Raw genomic sequence first — 19,696 nt, 5'->3', positions numbered from 1 at the left:
GTATCTTTTTTGCTTTTAGTTTGATAAATTTATAGAAGGATTCTATGATGATGCGTTCATTATACACCGCTACGACAGGGATGTTGGGTCAACAGCTCCAGATCGATACCACTTCAAATAATATCGCTAATGTCAACACTTCAGGCTATAAAAAACAAAGAGCAGAATTCAATGATTTGTTTTATCAAGTCCTCCAATATGCAGGCACTGCTACCAGTGAGACGACGCTCTCGCCTACAGGGATAGAAGTGGGACTGGGTGTGCGACCAGGTGCTATCAATAAGATGTTTTCTCAAGGCAGTCCTAAAGAGACTGAAAATAACCTTGACATTGCCATCACCGGTAAAGGATTTTTCCAGATACAGCTCCCTGATGGTAGCACTGCATATAGCAGGAGTGGGAATTTCAAGCTAGATGATGAGGGGAATATAGTAACTTCAGAGGGTTATTTACTATTGCCTCAAATCACAGTCCCTCAAGATGCTACACAGATAAATATTGGTACAGATGGCACTGTAAGTGTGGTGCAGGGGAATCAAGGTGTGAGTAATGTGCTAGGACAAATAGAAATCGCCAATTTCATCAATCCTGCAGGTCTACATAGCTTGGGAGACAATCTTTATATCAATACCAATGCCTCAGGCGATCCTATCGTAGGAGTAGGGGGAAATGATGGATTGGGACAGCTAAGGCAGGGTTTTTTAGAGCTTAGCAATGTCAAGCTAGTCGAAGAAATGACTGATCTCATCACAGGGCAGAGGGCTTATGAAGCCAATTCAAAATCTATCCAGACAGCGGATGCGATGCTCCAAACAGTCAATAACCTCAAACGATAATTAAGTATTTTGCCAGTGCGTTGGATTTTTTAGTGCAGCGATGTATTCAGGTTGCTTGGAATTTAGGAGTTTGAAGCTTCCAAGCAGGTAGCAAAACTCTTCAAAATCTATGCCATAAAGCTTGGCGATAGAAATGTCATTTTTTACCCTTAGCATATCATAGAGCTTAGGGGTAGAGGGGATATCACTTTTTGATATACCAAATTCATAGGCTAGCTCTGTGAAATCATCATATCTATCATAAATATCATATAACTGTAGTTTGAGTGCATTGAGTGCGATTTGGCTATAAAGGGGGTTTTGTAAAATCTCTGTTTTTTCAGGTTGAGGGATAGGGATGCGTTCGATATAGGTTTTGTTGACATTGATTTGGACTATTTGACGGAGGATGAAATCCATAAGGATGGAGTTGAAGATACCTAGTGCAAAGAGGATTTTGATATAGGGCGTTGTTTTTATCTTGATGGAGTTTTTAGAAAAATAATAGCTTTTTGGCACGCTACTCCATAGGCTATTCCCACAACCTATGTTTTTGGGCAATAGGCTAAAGATAGTGGTTCGCTCATTGGTATCGCCTGCAATGGCTCGGAAACCTAGCCTGAAAAACTCCCTGTCGTATTTGATGAAATCTTTTTCTTTGAGCTTGTGTTGATTGATGAGCTTTTCGTATTCTTTTTGATTGAGGTTTAAATCTTGTTTGAGGCGATAGATTTCTTTGCATTTTAATCTCTCATCAAAGGATTTTGCATGCAAGAAATATTTTGGGTTGGCAAAATATGCGTTGAATTGGTGTATCATCTTGCCCTCATAAAGCGGGATAAGCCCTTCTGAAAAAGATTCTAAAAATAGGTCTTTATCTGCTGTCATATGGAGTTCATTCCTAAAATCTAACCATTGGAGTGAAAGCTTGGGGAAAGCTTCATAGCATTTTTTCAAAATTTTTAACTCTTTTTGATGACGTAGTTCCATCAAGGATAGATGTTGAGGGCTTAGGCATCTGATATTTTCTAAATTTAGGGGGATGATTTCATCAGGGTTGTAGATGGAGTTGATATTGGTTTTGTAAAACATTGTTTTGGTGCTATGGTTTGGCTCTGGAGTGGTATTTTGGATCTGCATCAGGGCAAATTTGTATCTAATATCTACATCAGCAAAGATTCCATTGCGATTTTCAAAGCTATAGAAAAAATGCAGGGTTTTATTTGTCAGTATATGTTTTCTTAGACTAAAACTGCCTTCTTCAAACATCAGGGCAGAGGGCAGTACATAAGCTAAGCTTGCTCCTGTATCTAATAGGGATAGATTGGCTTCGACAAAGAATCTAAATAGGTTGCTATCCCCACTGCCATAATTGAGCGGGTAATTTGCTTTGTAATATTTTGTGGTAGCAGTAGCGGTGGCTTTTTGGTCTTCATAGAGGGATTTGATAGAGGGTATGGAGAGGAGGTTTTTGGCAAATTCATCTTTTTGACTATTTTTGAGTGTGCGGTAGTCGCTTTTGTATTGAGGGAAGAAGTTGCTATCATCAAATTTTGTTTTGTCCCAAGGTGGGTTGCCCACTATGGCTTGGAATCCTTTGAATTTGGTATCTTCTACGATTTCTGGGAATTCTATCTCGTAGTTGAAAAAGCGGTATTTGCTAGCATAGGATTTGATGATATTTATGGCTTCTTTGTGGCTAAAGATTGCTTGCATATCAATATCTTCAATCGCTTTGAATAATAATGATTCTTCAGGTGTTAAAAATCTTTTTGCATTATAGTAGTTCAAGTAGAGGTTTAGGGTTGATAGCTTTGGAGTGATATCTTCTTTGTAAATGCGTTTGGATTCTAGGATATCTTCTTCGGTAGAATCTTTTAGTGAGTCTAATCTCTTGAATATATTTGATAAATCATTAAAATCATCTAAAAAATTATGCACAAAGAGGTTGCCGGCTTTTTTATTATAATCTAGCCAGAAATGTTTGAAACTAGCTATATTTGTCCCAATGAGGGCATTGCCACATTTGATATGATGCTCTATGAAGCTCAATGGAGTGCCAAAGATAAAGCTATCAATCCATAGGCTAAGCTTAGTGAGTTCGATGCTAAAAGGATTGATATCCACACCAAAAATCATTCGTTTCAAAAGCAGACGTTTGAGGATATCTATTTCATCTATTTGGTAGTCTTGGATATATTGGGCAGTGTGCGTGGCAATGGTTTGTTTTTCTTTATCATAGATTTTTTTGATTGCAGGGAAGTTATCAAAATTTTGTAAAATTTCTGAAGTGACTTGATTGAGGGCTTCGATTAAAAAATGCCCACTTCCACAGGCATTGTCTAGGATTTTGAAAGTGAGGATGTTTTCAGGAGTGATTTTATCTTTTAGGCATTCTTTTACTAAAAACGATACGATAGAGGCAGGCGTGTAGTAGCTAGCAGTGCTTTTGCGAGAATTGCTTGTGTTTTTGAGGTAGATTTGACCTTTATTGTAGGTTTGGATTTTGTGGATTTTGAAATCTTTTTGGATTTTTGCATAATCATAGGAGTCAAAATAGCCTTCTATGGAGCTAGTTTTGGAGGATTTTGAACCTTTTGGGGAGTATTGGAGATAGAAAATATCTTCTGGAGTGATTTCAAAAAAATAGCTTAGCAATCCTTCATAAACAGTGCCTAGATGAGAGATAGACAGAGTCCGGTAGTCACGTTTGTAAAGTGAATTGCCATCATTAAAATAGAAAAATTTTTCTAAAATCTCTTTGAGATCTTTGTTTGAGAATAGTTTTGGGGTATAGAGGAGTTTTGTCTTTTCTTTATCAAATAGTCCGCCATTGAAGATGGGCATATCATAATTTGGCTCACCTTTGTCATAGATTTCAAAAATTTTTTGGAGTTTGAAAAAGCCATTGAAAGCATCTTCTTTGTCATTTAGGTTTTCTAATAGATTTTGGAGGCTTATTTCATCTTTGAAATATTGGTGATATTTGAGTATATCTGAGAATCTATCTTCAAAATAGGCGATAAAAAGGAGCCTAAAGATAAAATAAAGGGTATTTTCATATACGCAAGAGGGAGAGATATTTGGGTTTTTTGAATGGATACAAGACCCGATTTTCTCAAAAATAGAATCTTCGCCATTTATCCCATAAATTAAGGATTTGAGGTTGTCTTCAATGTTGGTTTTTGATTGGTCATTTTTGGAGAGGATTTTAGAGATGAGTTTGTGTTCATCTTCATTTTTATGCCCCCCCCCCCATTGCGAAATTTTTAGCATTAAAGATAAAATAAAAGTATCTGAAAGCCTCTATATCTCTTTTTTCTATGATGGCTTCAAGGTCGATTTCATAAAAAATTTTGTTAGAAGAGAGTTTGGAATTGTCATAAAATCGCCAGAATTTAGCGTTGGTCAAAAATCCGAAATTGATTTTTAGGTTGTTGAGGTAATGGAGGATTTGAAAATGCGGATTGTCTTGGACTTTTTTGTTGTCGATTTCAATGTTATAGGCTTTGGATTCTGAGATAGCAGCTATGCTCTGATTGCTAAAGCGACGTTTTTCTTGGGGTATGGTTTCGTATTTTTTCTTTTCTTCTAAGGTGGGGAAGAGGATATAATCGGGTTTTTCTTGTTTGCCTTGAATGATTTTGATTTCTTGATAAAGCAGGTGCCAGCCTAGGGCTTCAAGGACTTTTGAGATGAAGTCTTTTTCTAATTGGGCTTCATTTAGCTTGGCAAACCTGTTTTTATCATATAGGGAGCAGATTTTATCAAATACCTCAGTAAGGTCGAGGCTAAAATCATAAGTGTTTTTAAAATCCACTTGGAGGGTATAGGTAGTGAAAAGATTGTTTTTGAGGAAATAAAAATCTTTTTGAAATTCTGGGAGTTGTGCTTTCATTTTTAACCCTAAGTTATTCTTTGAACAAGGATTGTAGAGCGTCTACACCGACTTTTGGACTTGAGGGGTCGTTTTGTTGGTTGTCTATCTCAATGAGTTTGATTTCATAACCAGTAAGCATAGAGGCTAGGCGGATATTGATACCATTTTTTCCAATGGCTTTGCTTTTTTGATCGCTCATTATATTTATGAGTGCGGTTGGTGGAGTATCTTGGGTTTCTGAAGGTTGGATTTTGATGCTGATGATATTAGCAGGGGATAATGCTTTGGAGATAAATATTTCAGGCACATCAGAATATTCAATACAATCGATATTTTCTCCATTGAGTTCTTTGCTTACTGAATTGATACGTATTCCTTTGACACCTACAGTCGATCCTATTGGGTCGATTTTGGGGTTGTTGGAATATACAGCTATTTTTGCTCTATCGCCTGGTATCCTTGCACTTTTAGCAATGATTACTTCGCCATCTTTTATTTCTGGGACTTCTAGGTGCAAGAGTTCTTCAAGCATTTTTGGTGTCGTGCGTGAGAGTTCTAGGTGCAGTCCATTCCTATCAATACCTACGTGTTTGAGTATGGAAGAAACTGTGTTGCCAACGACGAATTTTTCACCTTTGATGCGATTTTTTACTGGGAGGATGGCACGGATTTCATCTATTTCTATGAAGGTGTTTTGAGCTTCATCGACTCTCACGACTACGCCTGTGATGATTTTACCTAGACTGGATTTGAATTTTTCAAATAATTGATTTTCTATGGTTCGCTGGATATTGAATTCAAGGTCTCTGAAAAGAAGATTGACAGCATTCCTGCTCATATCTTCCATGCTCAGTTCATATTTTATTTCATCACCGATATTGACATCCTGATCCATTTCTTTTGCTTTTGATATTGGCATAAAATTACTTGAATCTTGTTCAATTAAAGGGTCATTATCTTTACATACAGTCAATGTATGGATGAGTTTTAGAGTTCTTTCTTTAGTATCTTCTTCGACAGTATAATTGATATTTTCATCGATTTCTTTTTTTGCCATTTTGATGATGGCATCTTTGACGACTTGAGAGACAATTGAAACTTGCAGTCCTTTTTCATAGGCAATCAGCTCAATAATGTCCAATATTTTTTCCATTTTTGTCCTTTGATTATCCCAAAATTTGCTTGATTTGAATATTTTTTGAAGCAGGGAGATTTATTGATAAGGAATTGCAATTATAGCAAAAATTTTAGATTCAACAAGTTTGAATATTTTTTAAGATAAAAAATATTCAAACTTTTTATAAGGCAAATGTAGGTAGAATTTTATTTCGTTAAACTATCAATTAATGATAAATAAAAGTACACAAGGAGTTTGTAAATAATATGGAACTGACATTGGCAAAAACTGATTTTGAACAAAAAACACAAAAGATTAATTTGGAAAAACTCCTCAAAAATATAGGAAATGATCACGATAAAGTATTTTATTTTGATCGCAGTAATAATCATAAAGATCTTTTAAAAGCAGTGAGTTTTTTTGAGAATAAAGGAAAAAAAGCATATTTATCAGAGATCAAATATGGACTGGATGAAAAAGATTATATTTATGAGTTGCATATTATCTGAGTAGTCTTGAATGAAGTTATATATTGAGACTTTGGGTTGTGCGATGAATATGCGTGATAGTGAGCATATGATCACTGAGCTTACAACAAAAGAAGACTATACTTTGACTGAAGATGCCAAAGAAGCAGATCTCATACTCATTAATACTTGCAGTGTAAGGGAAAAACCTGAACGCAAGCTGTTTTCTGAAATTGGGCAATTCGCTAGGATAAAAAAGCCAAGTGCTAAAATAGGTATCTGTGGTTGCACTGCTAGTCATATGGGTGAGGAGATCATCAAAAAAGCCCCGAGTGTGAATTTTGTGCTTGGAGCGAGGAATATTTCTAAAATCTCTGAAATCATACATAAAGATAAGGCTGTAGAAGTAGCTATTGATTTTGATGATAGCACTTATGTTTTTGATACTGTTAGGAATACTGGGGTGAGGGCATTATTAAATATTTCTATTGGTTGTGATAAAAAATGTGCTTATTGTATCGTCCCTCATACTAGAGGTAAGGAGATATCTATCCCTTTAGATTTGATCATTTCTGAAGCAAAAAAGTTGGCTGAAAGTGGCGTCAAAGAACTTATGCTTTTGGGGCAAAATGTGAATAATTATGGAGTTCGTTTTTCTACCCCTCATCAGAGCATAAATTTTGCTGGCTTGTTGAATAAACTCGCTTTAGTAGATGGAATAGAAAGGATTAGGTTTACCTCACCTCATCCTTTGCATATGGATGATGAATTTTTGGAAGAATTTGCTTCTAATCCAAAGGTATGTAAATCAATCCATATACCTTTACAGAGTGGATCAAGCAAGATTTTGAAATCTATGAGGAGAGGCTATAGCAAAGAATGGTATCTCAATCGAATCGCTAAACTCAAATCGCTTGTGCCTGATGTAGGTATTGGGACGGATATTATCGTAGGCTTTCCTGGAGAAGATGAAGAAGATTTTGCCCATACGATGGATGTGCTTGAACAAGTGGGATTTGATACGATGTATAGCTTTGTGTACTCTCCAAGACCTCATACTGAATCTTTTGCTTGGGGAGAAGAAGGGATGGTGCCTAAAGAAGTTGCTTCTAATAGGCTTTCTATTTTACAAAATAAGCATAGGGAAATTTTGAAACACAAAGCAAAGAAGGAGATTGGAAATACGCACTATGTCTTGATTGAAAATATCAAATCAGGAGAGGAGAGTTTTTCTGAGGGGAGGAGTGATAATGGGAAATTGATTAAAATCCCCCAAGAAATCTTGAAAATTGGCGATATTATAAAAGTCCAAATTGCTCAAAGTGATGGTGGCAGTTTGATAGGACAATCAGCACTATGAGCTTAAAAGTCTGGAAGCAAAAAATCCTTCTTGTTCTATTGCCTAGACTTGTTTGGTCGATATTGTGGTTGCTTTATTGGACTTGCAGGAATCGGTTTCATTTGTCTGAAACATTGAAAGAGACTAATTTCATTGCTTGTTTTTGGCATGGGGAATTTTTGATGCTCCCTTTTGGGTATTTGAGATCTAAAAATTATAAACCAAAAATCTATGTAATCTCAAGCAATCATTTTGATGGTGAATTGATGGTTAAGCTTTATGGTTATTTTGGATTCAAGACTATCAGAGGGTCGACAAATAAAGGAGGCAGACGTGTTCTTGTAGAATCTTTTAGATGCCTCAAAAATGGATGGGATACAGGCATCACTCCTGATGGTCCAAAGGGTCCTTATCATCATATTGCAGATGGAGTGGTAGCTATGGCACAAAAAACAGGGGTTGGCATCAGTGTATGTCGTGTTATTCCAAATCGTTATTTTGAGCTTTCTACTTGGGATAAGTTTCAGATTCCAAAGCCTTTTTGCAGGATTGATTACTATATGCTTGAACCATTTTTTATCCCACAAAGTATGGATATAGTAGAAGCAAAAAGGCTTGTATATGAGCATATGCAGCAGGCTTTATGATGAAGGATTTTGATAAAATAATCCAAAACAATGAGATGGATAAATAATGGATATATTAGGTATTTCTAAAATTTTAAAACCTTTTTTTTCAAATGTTATTATTGGAGTGAATATTGATAGTAAGTCTTGTTCGCTCAAGCTTACACGTATCAAAGATAAAAAAATTTTAGAAACTTTGCATAAAGAATTCAAAACCATTGATAATGAATTACCTATAGAGGCTGTCAAGTTTATCAGAGGGTATCAAAAAAAATATCCTTTTACTTATGTGAGTGGAGTTTCTAAAAGTTACAATCAAGGTCTTTTTAAGCGGGAAGGTAAAGATGACTTCTCAAAAAATGGCATTGATATAAAATCAACAAAAATATTGAATATTGGGGATTGGACAGTTTATATTAAAGAGTCTGCCTTAAGGGAAAATATTGAAAAATATTCTAAAATCAATGGTTTGGACCATTTGTTTTCACCTTTTGTATTGATTTATCATAAAATAAATGAGCATATAGATTCAAAGACAAATTTATATATTTTGCAAGAAAGGAGCAATGTATCTTTATTGATTGCTGATTCTGGAGGTATATATTTTGGAGGGTATTTTATGATAGAGGGCGAAGTCCAAGAGATAGAAGAAGCACCTCAAGAGGATATTGAAGATATTTTTACTACTTCATTACCAAGCCTGAATCACGGAGATGATGATTTAGATGATGATATTGATGATTTGGAAGATTTGGATTCAGATTTTTTCATAGAAAAGTTAAACGAGAAGCTTTTGAGTGATAATGATCAAGAAAACAATACTCAAGATAAGGTGAATGATATTGCTAAAATTTCAATTATTTCTAATATCATTCAAAATTCGCTCAGGGAGTTTTATTCTAATGAACTTTATGATAGTAAATTCATTGATAGGATTGTTATTTTAGATGCTTATGGTATTTCTAATGCGGCTTTGGAGCATTTGAAAGAAAATTTGATGATTGAGACGAATAAAATTTCAGTGAGCATCCCTGATGAATTGGTAGCATTGTCAAAAATTGAGCTTGATAAGGTATTGTGATGAGTTTAAGTTTCCTTAGTCCTAAACCAAAGTATATTTTTACCAAGATCACTAAAATTTGGATATTTTATATTTTTCTTTCTTTGTTTATTGTTTTTGGATTTTTGTTTGTTTTGAAATATCAGATTTTCCTTTCATCTGCAAGGGTGCAGGATTATAAACAAAAACAAGCAAACTATCAAGATGAAATCATGAAATTTCAAAATTATAAAAATAGAATCCTTGCAGAAGTCGATTTGCTTAAAGATAGAGAAACTCATAATCTGATGGTCAGGGATGCGATTGGTAATTTATTCAATATAATCCCTGATCAAATCACAATAGATTATATTGAGGTTGGGAATAAAACTTTGATTATCAAAGGTTCTACGCCTTCAAAAGAAGTTTTTAAATTTTTGCTTCAAGATCCTTTGAAGGCGATTTTTGGAAAAAGCACAGTGAGTTTTTTTGCATTAACAAGTGGTTGGTTTAATTTCGTTTCAAAGAGTGAATCAAACACATCAATTATAGATATTCCAAAAGGAGCAAACCAATGAATAACTCCAAAAGTTATAAGAATATTTTTTATCTTGATATTGATGCTGAACTTGTCATCAGAAACATGATTTTTTTAGTGCTTTTTTGTATCATCGTTGGGATGAGTGTGAATTATTTTTTGTGGCCAATGATTGAAGCTTATCAAGAGCAGCATATTGAGGAAAAGAAGGTTAGGGTTGTTTTTTTACAAGTCCAAAAAGATTTTAATTTAGCTCAAGAATCACTCAGGAATACTAAAAATACTAATAAAAAACCTTTAAATGTGATGTCTTATGATCTTGATAGGGGTAGGCTTAGGAATGGATTGGATCGTTATTTTAGCAATGTTGAGATTGTCAAAAAAGATACTGAAGATAATGAAGAAACTCAATTCAAAACAGATATCTATTATGTCTCTGCAGATGTACAAAATATTGAAGTATTGAATCGTTTTTTTGATGAGCTTAAGATCGCTCCAATGAGTATGAAAATCTTGTTGCCTATTGTTATTGAAAAGATGCCAGATTCTGATAGGTTGATTGTAAAATTTTATATCAATATCAAGAAAAGCAATTTCAAATCTCAGGTGGCTATATAAATTTTTTTAAAGCCCATTTATTTATTACAAAATAATAACAAAATCATAAATAAATTTTAGAACTGCTAAAGCTAAATTCATCTAATATTTATGAAAGCATTAGAGGAATGAATATAATTTATGAAAAAGGCTTATGAGTGAAATGCAAAACATTAGGGGTATTTTTAGTTTTAGTTTTTGGGGTTGTGGAGGCAAGTAGCTTCAAAGAAGCACTTGAAGAGACTACTATATCAGGGTTTACTTTTGGTCGTTTCACGACTAATGGAGGAAAAGATGGTGCTGGGAGTCGATTCCAGTTTCGTATCAAGACAGATCTAATTTCAGGTGAAGTCAATGGATATTCGCTTACAGGTGGGTTATTTTTCTCTCAAGGTTCTGGGACACCTGATAAGGGAAGCAATACTGACAATGATATACAAGGGAGTCGTGGTGTTAGGATGAATGGCAGTGGCTCAGATGTATTCAATATCAGCAATCTTTTTATCACTAAAAAATTTTTAGCCACAAAAACACATATCAAAGTTGGTCAGATGAATTTGATAACGCCTTTTACTGACAAAAGTGTGGATAGAGGGATTGGAGGTGCGATAGAAAATTTTGATATTTCAGGTTTGCAATTCTTTTTGGCTGGGTATGATACTTGGATAACAGATGATATTTATGTTGTTGCTCAAGCAGATAAAAATCAAGCTCAAGATAAAAAGATTGGTGCAGGTATTGGGAATGATTTGTTTATAGCAGGGGTGAGTGGGAAATATTTGTTCAATGATAATCAAAAACATCAATTAGATTTTAGGCTTTATGATTTGTGGGCTTATCATTTGATTGATTATATGATATTTGGAGAATTGAGCTATAAGTATCAATTAGGGGAGCATACTTTTGTAAAAATATTAGGTCAGATTGCTGCTACAGGGGTGAATAAAGTCGCAGGGTTTCAAAGCAAAAGTCTTTATTTGCAAAACTATTTCACTCAAAAAGTAGCACAAGAATCTTTGTCTGGAGGACCTAAGCAAGAATTAGCTATCAATAGAGGTCTTTATAATATTCAAGCAAGTGTTGAAGTACATCGATTTTATGCTGAGTTTGGTTTTGCTGGGAGTTTTGGTGATGGATATGCGGCTTTGTTAGATAATGTAGGTGGATTCAATACTGCTGGAAAGCTTTGGAATGGGTCTCAAGGACATGGTGCAGATGGGTTTGGATTCTTAGGAGGGGGTGCTACGAAGGGTACAAATATCAATACATTGTATGCGGAAGTGGACTATAAACTTGATTCATTTGTTTTTGCATTGGATTTTGCTTGGGTGAGTGGGAAGAATAATTATCCTCTTTTGGTAGCAGGTTCTAATCAACCGGGGTATGATTATAGGGGTTGGGTACCAGGTTATAAAGGTAGCAAAAAAACAATCAATGCTTCATTTTTTGAAATCACTCCAAGTGTTGTTTATAAATTCAACAAAAAATTAAGTGCACAAATATATTTTGCCAATATATTTGGGGACATATCTTTGAATCGAACAAGGGTTCAAATCACTTATAATTTTTGAAAATTAATTGTATAAATAAGGAAGATTCTGTTAAGTTTTTAAGTTTCTGGGCGTTATAATAAAATCCAGTTCAAAAACTACAACTTAGGAGATAAAAAATGAAGATTTTCACAAACTGTTGTTTGATCGCAATGAGTGCGTGTATTTTGAGTGCTTCTTCGCTCAAAGATATGATAGAGAATGCGACTTTGGATGGTTGGCTGAGAGGAAAATATTTTTATAGTGATGGCAGGGATGGATCAGGTCAAGGCTATCAGATGTTTTTCTTGCCAAACTTACATTCAGGTGAAGTGAATGGGTATAGCTTGACGGTAGGCGTATTTGCTGCTTATGGTCCTGGTGTGCCTGATGCGGTAACTGCAGATAATTCTATTGGCGGGAGTAGGGCACCGCGTATAGATGGCTCATCTGCACCTGATGTGTTCAATATCAGCAACCTTTATATCAATAAGAACTTCGATGCACTTGGTAGTAAGACGACTGTGAGGCTAGGGCAGATGAATATTGTTTCTGCTCTGAATGCTGGGACTTCTTATGGAGACAGGGGACTTGGAGGGATGATTACCAATGAAGATATCAAAGGCATTAAGCTTTATGCTTCTGCGTATGATAGCTGGATGACAGATAATATTATGCTAGCGATGAATCAGGCTTATACATATGGTATTGGTAATAATATAGTTATTTTAGGCGTTGAAAGCAATAAGGATTTGGCTATCAAAGGGCTTGGATTCAAAGTTTATTATAGCTGGGCACAACAGCTTTATAATATGATGATGTTTGGAGATATTCATTATAAATATGATTTTGAAAATGGTCTTTCTGTTGGTATTTTGGGTCAAATAGCTGGCACCGTGATGAATAATAATGCAAGATTCCACACAAAAGATGGTAGCAATTTGGCTAACTATTTTACACAAATGCAAGCAACTGATATAGGTGGCTATGCACATACTAGAGGGATATATAACCTTCAAGTCAACCTCAAGGCAGGGGGTTATAGCTCTAAACTTGGGTATATCGGTAGCTTTGGGCAAGGATATGGGACTATGTTAGATAGCAAGGGAGCCTTTGATGTAGGCGGTCAACTATGGAATGGTATTGTCTCTGGGGGAATCATGGGATTTGGATGGACAGGAGCAGGAGGAGCAAAAAATACAAGCCTCAAAGCAGTCTATTTCACTCATAGATACAAATGGCACAATGGCTTAGGGCTTGGCTTAGATCTTGTATGGGTAGGGGGTAATAATAGATTCCCTTATATGAAAAAAGGTTCATTATGGCTTGGTAAAAAAAGCAGAGGACCTGTCATCCCTGCAAGAGAAACCAATCTCACAGCAGATTCTGAATTGGTTGAAATCTCACCACAAATCAGCTATGCTTTCACAAAAGATTTTAGTGGTTCAGTGAGCTATTCACAAATGGTTGGAGATATGTTAATGGCTAGGACAGTTGTTACGCTTAAATACACTTTTTGATTGAATTTTGGTTTGCTTCACTCTTATCAAAGAAAGGTTTAAATGACTCAAAATCCAGATTTTGATTTTGGCTTTGATGGGAGTGAATGTGAGCCTTGTGGGGGGAAATGCTGCACTGGAGAGAGTGGATATATTTTCGCTTCAATTGATGAATTATTATGTGTGAGTGATTTTTTAAATATTCCATTTGATGAATTTACACAAAAATATGTTAAAAAAGTAGGTTATAGATTTTCATTTTTGGAGAAAAAAAGTATGGAGGGTATCGCTTGTATCTTTTTTGATGATTTGAGTAAAAAATGTCTTATTTATGAAGTCAGACCCGAGCAATGTAAAAGTTTTCCATTTTGGCAAAGTTACAAGACAGATAGGGTGAGTGAAGGTGAAATAGAAAAATTATGTGGATTGTGTAGAGGTGTTAAATGTTTAAAAATATTCTAAAAATCAGTTTTATCGTGATGTTTTGCATTCTCATACAAGGGAATGCTTTTTCAGAAGATTATTATTTATTGATGAGTTCAGATGCTTTCAATCGTGGTGATTTTGCTACTGCAAAAGATGGTTATTTGGTCTTGTATGAAGAGACTAATAATATTGCTTATGCGAAACAAGCAGCCATATCTGCAGCAAGTATGGGCGATATGCAGACTGCCACTAAGCTTGCTTTACTCTATCAAAATACAACTAAAGATACCAAAGATTTGCCCACAAGTAAAATCCTCGTGGATGGTTATATTCGTATGGGGGATGTCAAAAAAGCTATTTCCTTGCTAGAATCTATCAAAAAACAAGAAGATTCTTTGCCTGTAGATAATGTATTGGGGACTTTGTATTTGAGTCAAAAAGATTTTGATAAGGCTTTTGATTTACTTGATAAATATTATAATCAAACCCACGATGAAGAAGCATTGGGTAAAATAGTAACTATCTATTTGGTGAAGGATAATAGAGTCGCTGCTTTAGAACTCCTCAAATCGCATTTGGAAAAATACGGATGTTCTAATGAGTTTTGTCAAAAAAGTTTGGAGTTATTGATACAGCTCAATCAAATACCACTTGCTGCAGATATATTTGAAAATATTTATAAAAAATCTCCAACAGTGGAAAACGCAAAATATTTGATCTGGATTTTAGTCAATCAAAAAAAATACAAACAAGCTCAAGAAATCGCTCAATCTTTCCCACTCAATCGTCATCTTTTGCTTGACTTGTATGTGGCACAAAAAGATTTTACTTCAGCTGCTAAACAGGCAAATTTGATCTATAAAGAACAAAAAAATCCAAAATATCTTGCTTTGGAAGCAGTATATACATTTGAGACCTTTGCTAGTCCAAAGAAAAAAGATGTTATTGAGATCACAAAAAAGCTTCAAAAAGCTATTGAAGATAGAAAAAAAGCTATGAGTCCTAAAGAAAATTTAAACACCCAAGATGCATTTTTTTATAATTTTTTAGGTTATATGTTGATTGATTATGATTTGGATATTAAGAAAGGGATTGATTATGTTAAGGTCGCTTTAGAGATTGATCCGGGATCTATTTCTTATGTAGATTCACTTGCTTGGGGTTATTATAAGCTTGGTAATTGTATGGAAGCAAAAAAGATTTTTGATACCATACCAAATCAACAAGTTGAGGTAGAATCTGAGTTAAAATCACATTTTAAAAGCATACAAGATTGTCAAAAGTAATGCCTTATCCAACTTCTACCCTCAAAAATCTCAAACAAAGCCTTAAAAATAGAGAAGATTTTTTATCTTTTGATTTTTTAGGCAGGAGTTTGGCTTACAATCCTTATATGCCAAGAGCTGAAATTTTTGATTTCAAAAGAGAGCAAGATATTGCTGGTAAAATATTATTCATAGAGAGTTTTGATTATGAAGATATTGCAGGTATTTTGGATTTTGGATCAGATATGATTGCTATTGATTTTACGTCTATTTATGAAAAGAATATCCCTTCAGTTGATGCTTTTGATTGTTTGACGCATTTGCGTCGATATACTCAAGCATTGATAATCCATAATGATATTTTTCTCAATCAATATCAATTATTAGAATCTGCAATTTATGGCAGTGATTGTGTAGTTTTAGATGCTGGTATTTTGGGAAAAGAACTTGATATGATGTGTGATTTTGCTTTGAGGCTTTCTCTTGTGCCTATTGTAAAAGTTGCTTCCATAGAAGAGTTAAAAAGGGCTATTTTTGCTAAAGTTGATATTTTTTATATCATTGATGATTTTTCAAATCTTTTGAGTGCTTTGCCAAATTCTAAAATTGTTTTACGCGATCTTCCGATAGGAATTCAAAGCATTGATAAAAAGATTTCTTATGGGGTAGATAAATTTTTAATCAAAAAGGATAATTGGTTTGATTAAATAAATGTTAAGAATAATTCAGTTAAAAAGACATTTCCAATGAAAATATCAACAATATTTAGGGAGAAAAAATGTCTTTATTGATAAATGATGAGTGTATTGCTTGTGATGCTTGCAGGGAAGAATGTCCTAATGAAGCGATTGATGAAGGAGATCCTATTTATCTGATTGATCCTGATAGATGTACAGAATGTATAGGGTATTATGATGAGCCTGGTTGTGTTGGGGTTTGTCCTGTGAATGCGATATTGCCTGATCCTGACAATTTTGAGAGTATTGAAGAGCTTAAATACAAATACGAGCAAATTTTAGAGGGAGAGTGATGGCAAAAATAACTACAGTTATTGATATAGGCTCTAATTCTGTTCGTATGGCAATTTTTAGGAAAACAAGTCGTTTTGGATTTTATCTTTTATATGAAATAAAATCTAAAGTTAGGATATCAGAAGGCAGCTATGAATCTGGAGGTTTGTTGCAAGAAGTTCCAATAAAAAGAGCTTTAAAGACTTTGATAGAATTCAAGGCTCTTTCGCATAAATATGGCAGTAAAAAACTTTTATGTGTTGGTACTAGTGCCATTAGGGATGCTCCTAATGCAAAAGATTTTATTGCTTTGGCGAAGAAGACCTGTGGGATACAGGTAAAAATCATTGATGGGAAAAAAGAGGCTTTTTATGGGGGGATTGCTTGTGCAAATCTCTCGCATAGAAAAAATGGAATCACTATTGATATTGGTGGAGGAAGCACGGAATGTGCACTTATTGAAGAAGGGAAGATTGTCGATCTTATTTCGTTAAATATAGGCACTATTCGTTTGAAAGAACTTTTTTTTGATAAATTTCAAGATTTAGAAGCAGCCAAAGATTTTATCAAAACAGAATTAGAAAACATCCCAATTTCTTATCGACATAATAATGTTTTTGGTATAGGCGGGACGATACGGGCTATTTCAAAAATGATCATGAAAAATACAAAATATCCCATTGATGTCTTGCATGGATATGAAATATGCCTGAGAGATCACCTGCCTTTTATAGAAAAGATTTATACCACTAAAGAAGATAAATTAGCTTCATTGGGCGTTCCTCAAGATAGAATGGATAATATCAGGAGCGGTGCACTGATACTTTCTATGTTGTTAGAGAAATTTGGCTCTGAAGTCATTACAACAAGTGGTGTTGGGGTGAGGGAGGGAGTATTTTTGAGTGATTTGTTACGCAATCAAAATTATTTTTTCCCTAAGGGTTTTAATCCTTCTTTGAGTTCACTAATTGATAGATTTTTACTCCATTCAAAACATGGGCAAAATGTTAGGACACAATGTATAAAGATTTTTGATGTTTTAAAGCCTTTGCACTGTATTGATGAGGTTTATAAGATTCATTTATCTATAGCAGGGAAGCTTGCAGGTATTGGAAATTTTTTGAGCTTTTATGATGCTCACGAGCATAGTGCTTATTTTTTACTGAATGCTTTGGATTATGGTTTTTCACATCAAGATAAAGCAATCATTTGTCTTTTGGCAGAATTTAGCAATAAAAAAATACCAAAAGATAATTCTATTGCCCATATTAGTGATATTATGCCCCCTATTTTGACCCTGCAATGGTTGAGTTTTGTCTTGGGTATGGCAGAGGCTATGTGCTTGATAGGGTCACCTAAAAATGTATCTTATATTTATGAAACAGGGAAGTTGAAAGTGAGTGCTTCAAGTCAACTTTATCTTTCTAGGGAAGCTGTAATGAAATTGATTAAGCCATTAGATTTTAAGATTGAATTTTGTGAAGAGGGGATTATTTGAAGATAGGGATTATTCGTCTTTCTGCATTGGGGGATATTATTGTTAGTGCTGTTTTTTTGCAGCATTTGAAATTTTTATTCCCAAGTATTGAAATTCATTGGTTTGTGGATGAAAGATTTGGTGATATATTAGAGAATTCTTTGTTTATAGATAAGCTCCATAGATTGCCTTTTAAAGATATATTTAAATCAATGAATCCTTATCGTATTTATAAACTTTCTAAAACTTTGAGTAATTGTGCTAAATTTGATATTGTCATTGATATGCAAGGACTCATAAAATCCGCTTTGATTGGATATATGCTTAAAAAGGATAAATTTGTTGGTTTTGATAAAGATTCTATCCGCGAGAAGATAGCTTCATTGTTTTATAATCAAAAAATCTATATCCCTTATGAACGAAATGTTTTAGAACGTAATAAGGCTTTGTTTTGTGGTGCTTTTGGAAAAGAGATTGATATAGATACTGCTTTAGGGATGAGAAGAAAGGTTTTTGGGTATTCTGCTAAAGCTTGGGAGAAAATAGATTTTGTGATTCCAAGTAATGGAGAAAAGATTCTTTTATTTGTTTTAGAGGCTTCAATACAAAGCAAGACTTATTCAGCGGATAAATATATTGAGTTGGCAAATAATCTTATTGGTTTGAATGTTAAAATCTTTTTGCTTTGGCATAATAATTTGAAGAAAGCTCAAAAAATTTTTGATGCCATTAAAAATATTCATAATGCACTCATATTGCCTAGATTGAATTTAGATGAGTTGAAAGCATTGATGTCAAAAGTAGATATAGTGGTTGGGGGGGATACAGGGATAACACATTTAGGATGGGCTATGCAGAGGGGTTCAATCACTCTTTATGGCAATACACCTATAGAACGTTTCAGGCTATGTGGAGAAAAAAATATCTCTTTGAACGGGAGTTTGAATCCAAAATATGATAAAAATGACTTTTCAATTGATAAAATACCTCCAAAAACCATAGCAGATGAAATAAGGAAAATTTTGTGAAATTGTTTGCAAAGATACTTGAATGGGGAGTGAATTTTTTTGGGTTTATTTTGGCACATTTACCTCATTGGGTTTTTTTGTTGTTTGTGGATGGGCTAGCTTGGCTGATGAGAAAATTTGACAAAAGACGTTTCAAAGATGCCAAAGCAAATTTAGATTTTGTTTATGGTCAAAGTTTGAATGAAATTGAAAAAGAAAACCTAATACATAGATGTTATAGAAATTTTGCATTTATTTTGTTGGAAAGCATTCGGGTTGTTTATATTCCAAAATCAAAATATAAAAGCAGGTTTCAAATCATAAACAAACATTATTTAACTGATTCATTGAAGGGTGATAAAAGCATTGTTTTAATGAGTGGTCATTATGGATATTGGGAAGCAATGGCAACCATACTACCCCAAGAGTTTCAAGGATATGATTTGGCTTCTTTAGGGAGATTGACAGATTATAAGGCAATTAATGATTTGATTATAAGTCGTAGAGAAGCTTGTGGAGTCCGATTAATAGATAAAAAAGGTGCTTTCAAGCATTTGTTAAAAATGTATTCAAATTCAAAGGCAGTCGTGGGAATATTATTAGATCAAAACATTTCTATTGATGAAGGTATATGGGTTGATTTTTTTGGAAAAGAGACAACCCATAGCACTATTGCTTCTATCCTTTCTAGAAGATTTGAGGTAGATATTGTGCCAGTTTTTATTGATTTTAACCAAGATTATTCAAAATTTGAAATAAGATTTTATCCTCCTATACGGACTCAAATAACAGAAAATGCTACAAATGATATTTATGAATCAACGCAAAAACAAGCAAAATTGACCGAAGAGATCATTAGACAGAATCCTTCGGCTTGGTTTTGGTTCCATAAAAGATGGAAGAGTAAATATGGTGAGATTTATCAACATCCACCTCACTCCCTCAGCAAACCTTAAGCTTTATACCTGTATGATTCCAATCCCATTCAGGTGAACCTCATTAATTTAAAAACTCTTCAAAATAGTTTTTTGGTTTATATCACTTTGGATTGTTGGTAATCTTGAT

The 19,696-nt window shown here is 34.2% G+C and carries 19 protein-coding genes; 16 read left to right on the top strand and 3 right to left on the bottom strand.

The genetic code is table 11. The features are described from left to right. Nucleotides 1-47: 47 nt before the first annotated feature. Nucleotides 48-836: a flagellar basal-body rod protein FlgG gene (gene flgG, locus BKH44_RS07980; RefSeq protein ID WP_095272159.1), complete on the top strand. Its 789-nt coding sequence runs from the start codon at nt 48-50 to the stop codon at nt 834-836. Here flgG and BKH44_RS07975 read toward each other — a convergent pair whose 3' ends face one another. Genes BKH44_RS07975 through nusA form a run of 3 tightly spaced genes read right to left on the bottom strand, consistent with a single transcriptional unit; the run spans nt 837 to nt 5,848 of the window. Beyond that, nucleotides 837-4,091: an N-6 DNA methylase gene (locus tag BKH44_RS07975; RefSeq protein WP_257842630.1), complete on the bottom strand. Its 3,255-nt coding sequence runs from the start codon at nt 4,089-4,091 to the stop codon at nt 837-839. Next, complete coding sequence (locus BKH44_RS08995) at nt 4,057-4,713, bottom strand: type I restriction enzyme HsdR N-terminal domain-containing protein (RefSeq protein WP_257842629.1); 657 nt, start codon at nt 4,711-4,713, stop codon at nt 4,057-4,059. The genes BKH44_RS07975 and BKH44_RS08995 overlap by 35 nt, the downstream gene beginning before the upstream one ends. Before the next feature lie 13 nt (nt 4,714-4,726). Then, complete coding sequence (gene nusA / locus BKH44_RS07970; RefSeq protein WP_095272157.1) at nt 4,727-5,848, bottom strand: transcription termination factor NusA; 1,122 nt, start codon at nt 5,846-5,848, stop codon at nt 4,727-4,729. 230 nt (nt 5,849-6,078) lie between these two features. Here nusA and BKH44_RS07965 point away from each other — a divergent pair, with 230 nt between their 5' ends. The 15 genes from BKH44_RS07965 (at nt 6,079) to BKH44_RS07895 (ending at nt 19,587) form a co-directional block, all read left to right on the top strand. Continuing rightward, the gene (locus tag BKH44_RS07965) at nt 6,079-6,321 is read left to right on the top strand and encodes an HP0268 family nuclease (protein WP_095272155.1); all 243 of its coding nucleotides are present in this window, start codon (nt 6,079-6,081) and stop codon (nt 6,319-6,321) included. Between the two features lie 10 nt (nt 6,322-6,331). Next, nucleotides 6,332-7,639 (top strand): tRNA (N6-isopentenyl adenosine(37)-C2)-methylthiotransferase MiaB, encoded by a 1,308-nt coding sequence (miaB, locus tag BKH44_RS07960; protein WP_095272153.1) that lies wholly within the window; start codon nt 6,332-6,334, stop codon nt 7,637-7,639. 101 nt (nt 7,640-7,740) lie between these two features. Next, nucleotides 7,741-8,265: a lysophospholipid acyltransferase family protein gene (locus BKH44_RS07955; RefSeq protein ID WP_343217640.1), complete on the top strand. Its 525-nt coding sequence runs from the start codon at nt 7,741-7,743 to the stop codon at nt 8,263-8,265. 46 nt (nt 8,266-8,311) lie between these two features. Next, nucleotides 8,312-9,325, top strand: a complete 1,014-nt coding sequence (locus tag BKH44_RS07950) for a hypothetical protein (protein WP_095272149.1) — start codon at nt 8,312-8,314, stop codon at nt 9,323-9,325. Further along, nucleotides 9,325-9,861, top strand: a complete 537-nt coding sequence (locus tag BKH44_RS07945) for a hypothetical protein (RefSeq protein ID WP_095272147.1) — start codon at nt 9,325-9,327, stop codon at nt 9,859-9,861. Before BKH44_RS07950 ends, BKH44_RS07945 begins: the two co-directional genes overlap by 1 nt. Next, on the top strand, nt 9,858-10,439 hold the full coding sequence (locus tag BKH44_RS07940) for a hypothetical protein (protein ID WP_095272145.1): 582 nt from the start codon (nt 9,858-9,860) through the stop codon (nt 10,437-10,439). Before BKH44_RS07945 ends, BKH44_RS07940 begins: the two co-directional genes overlap by 4 nt. Before the next feature lie 137 nt (nt 10,440-10,576). Next, nucleotides 10,577-11,989, top strand: coding sequence for a major outer membrane protein (locus BKH44_RS07935; RefSeq protein ID WP_095272142.1), 1,413 nt, complete (start codon nt 10,577-10,579; stop codon nt 11,987-11,989). Between the two features lie 98 nt (nt 11,990-12,087). After that, complete coding sequence (locus tag BKH44_RS07930) at nt 12,088-13,467, top strand: hypothetical protein (RefSeq protein ID WP_095272141.1); 1,380 nt, start codon at nt 12,088-12,090, stop codon at nt 13,465-13,467. A gap of 42 nt (nt 13,468-13,509) precedes the next feature. Continuing rightward, complete coding sequence (locus tag BKH44_RS07925; RefSeq protein ID WP_095272138.1) at nt 13,510-13,908, top strand: YkgJ family cysteine cluster protein; 399 nt, start codon at nt 13,510-13,512, stop codon at nt 13,906-13,908. Further along, nucleotides 13,890-15,158 (top strand): ATP-dependent nuclease subunit B, encoded by a 1,269-nt coding sequence (locus tag BKH44_RS07920; protein ID WP_095272136.1) that lies wholly within the window; start codon nt 13,890-13,892, stop codon nt 15,156-15,158. The genes BKH44_RS07925 and BKH44_RS07920 overlap by 19 nt, the downstream gene beginning before the upstream one ends. Then, nucleotides 15,146-15,844 (top strand): hypothetical protein, encoded by a 699-nt coding sequence (locus BKH44_RS07915; RefSeq protein WP_095272134.1) that lies wholly within the window; start codon nt 15,146-15,148, stop codon nt 15,842-15,844. The genes BKH44_RS07920 and BKH44_RS07915 overlap by 13 nt, the downstream gene beginning before the upstream one ends. Before the next feature lie 71 nt (nt 15,845-15,915). Next, nucleotides 15,916-16,167 (top strand): YfhL family 4Fe-4S dicluster ferredoxin, encoded by a 252-nt coding sequence (locus BKH44_RS07910; RefSeq protein WP_095272131.1) that lies wholly within the window; start codon nt 15,916-15,918, stop codon nt 16,165-16,167. Then, nucleotides 16,167-17,645, top strand: coding sequence for a Ppx/GppA phosphatase family protein (locus tag BKH44_RS07905; protein ID WP_095272129.1), 1,479 nt, complete (start codon nt 16,167-16,169; stop codon nt 17,643-17,645). Before BKH44_RS07910 ends, BKH44_RS07905 begins: the two co-directional genes overlap by 1 nt. Further along, the gene (gene waaC / locus BKH44_RS07900; RefSeq protein WP_095272127.1) at nt 17,642-18,652 is read left to right on the top strand and encodes a lipopolysaccharide heptosyltransferase I; all 1,011 of its coding nucleotides are present in this window, start codon (nt 17,642-17,644) and stop codon (nt 18,650-18,652) included. The genes BKH44_RS07905 and waaC overlap by 4 nt, the downstream gene beginning before the upstream one ends. Next, nucleotides 18,649-19,587 carry a lipid A biosynthesis lauroyl acyltransferase gene (locus tag BKH44_RS07895; RefSeq protein ID WP_095272124.1) on the top strand — a complete coding sequence of 313 codons (939 nt, stop codon included), beginning with the start codon at nt 18,649-18,651 and terminating at the stop codon, nt 19,585-19,587. The genes waaC and BKH44_RS07895 overlap by 4 nt, the downstream gene beginning before the upstream one ends. Nucleotides 19,588-19,696: the final 109 nt, after the last annotated feature.

The sequence above is a fragment of the Helicobacter sp. 13S00477-4 genome (assembly GCF_002272785.1).
Classification (GTDB): domain Bacteria; phylum Campylobacterota; class Campylobacteria; order Campylobacterales; family Helicobacteraceae; genus Helicobacter_J.
The sequence above is the reverse complement of the archived record's forward strand: the minus strand, read 5'-3'. Positions and strand labels throughout refer to the sequence as shown.

Bases quoted from the DNA above. Each gene is read 5' to 3' on its own strand.
- flgG (WP_095272159.1), top strand. From the start codon at position 48: ATGATGCGTTCATTATACACCGCTACGACAGGGATGTTGGGTCAACAG.
- BKH44_RS07975 (WP_257842630.1), bottom strand. From the start codon at position 4,091: ATGCTAAAAATTTCGCAATGGGGGGGGGGGCATAAAAATGAAGATGAA.
- BKH44_RS08995 (WP_257842629.1), bottom strand. From the start codon at position 4,713: ATGAAAGCACAACTCCCAGAATTTCAAAAAGATTTTTATTTCCTCAAA.
- nusA (WP_095272157.1), bottom strand. From the start codon at position 5,848: ATGGAAAAAATATTGGACATTATTGAGCTGATTGCCTATGAAAAAGGA.
- BKH44_RS07965 (WP_095272155.1), top strand. From the start codon at position 6,079: ATGGAACTGACATTGGCAAAAACTGATTTTGAACAAAAAACACAAAAG.
- miaB (WP_095272153.1), top strand. From the start codon at position 6,332: ATGAAGTTATATATTGAGACTTTGGGTTGTGCGATGAATATGCGTGAT.
- BKH44_RS07950 (WP_095272149.1), top strand. From the start codon at position 8,312: ATGGATATATTAGGTATTTCTAAAATTTTAAAACCTTTTTTTTCAAAT.
- BKH44_RS07945 (WP_095272147.1), top strand. From the start codon at position 9,325: ATGAGTTTAAGTTTCCTTAGTCCTAAACCAAAGTATATTTTTACCAAG.
- BKH44_RS07940 (WP_095272145.1), top strand. From the start codon at position 9,858: ATGAATAACTCCAAAAGTTATAAGAATATTTTTTATCTTGATATTGAT.
- BKH44_RS07930 (WP_095272141.1), top strand. From the start codon at position 12,088: ATGAAGATTTTCACAAACTGTTGTTTGATCGCAATGAGTGCGTGTATT.
- BKH44_RS07925 (WP_095272138.1), top strand. From the start codon at position 13,510: ATGACTCAAAATCCAGATTTTGATTTTGGCTTTGATGGGAGTGAATGT.
- BKH44_RS07920 (WP_095272136.1), top strand. From the start codon at position 13,890: ATGTTTAAAAATATTCTAAAAATCAGTTTTATCGTGATGTTTTGCATT.
- BKH44_RS07910 (WP_095272131.1), top strand. From the start codon at position 15,916: ATGTCTTTATTGATAAATGATGAGTGTATTGCTTGTGATGCTTGCAGG.
- BKH44_RS07905 (WP_095272129.1), top strand. From the start codon at position 16,167: ATGGCAAAAATAACTACAGTTATTGATATAGGCTCTAATTCTGTTCGT.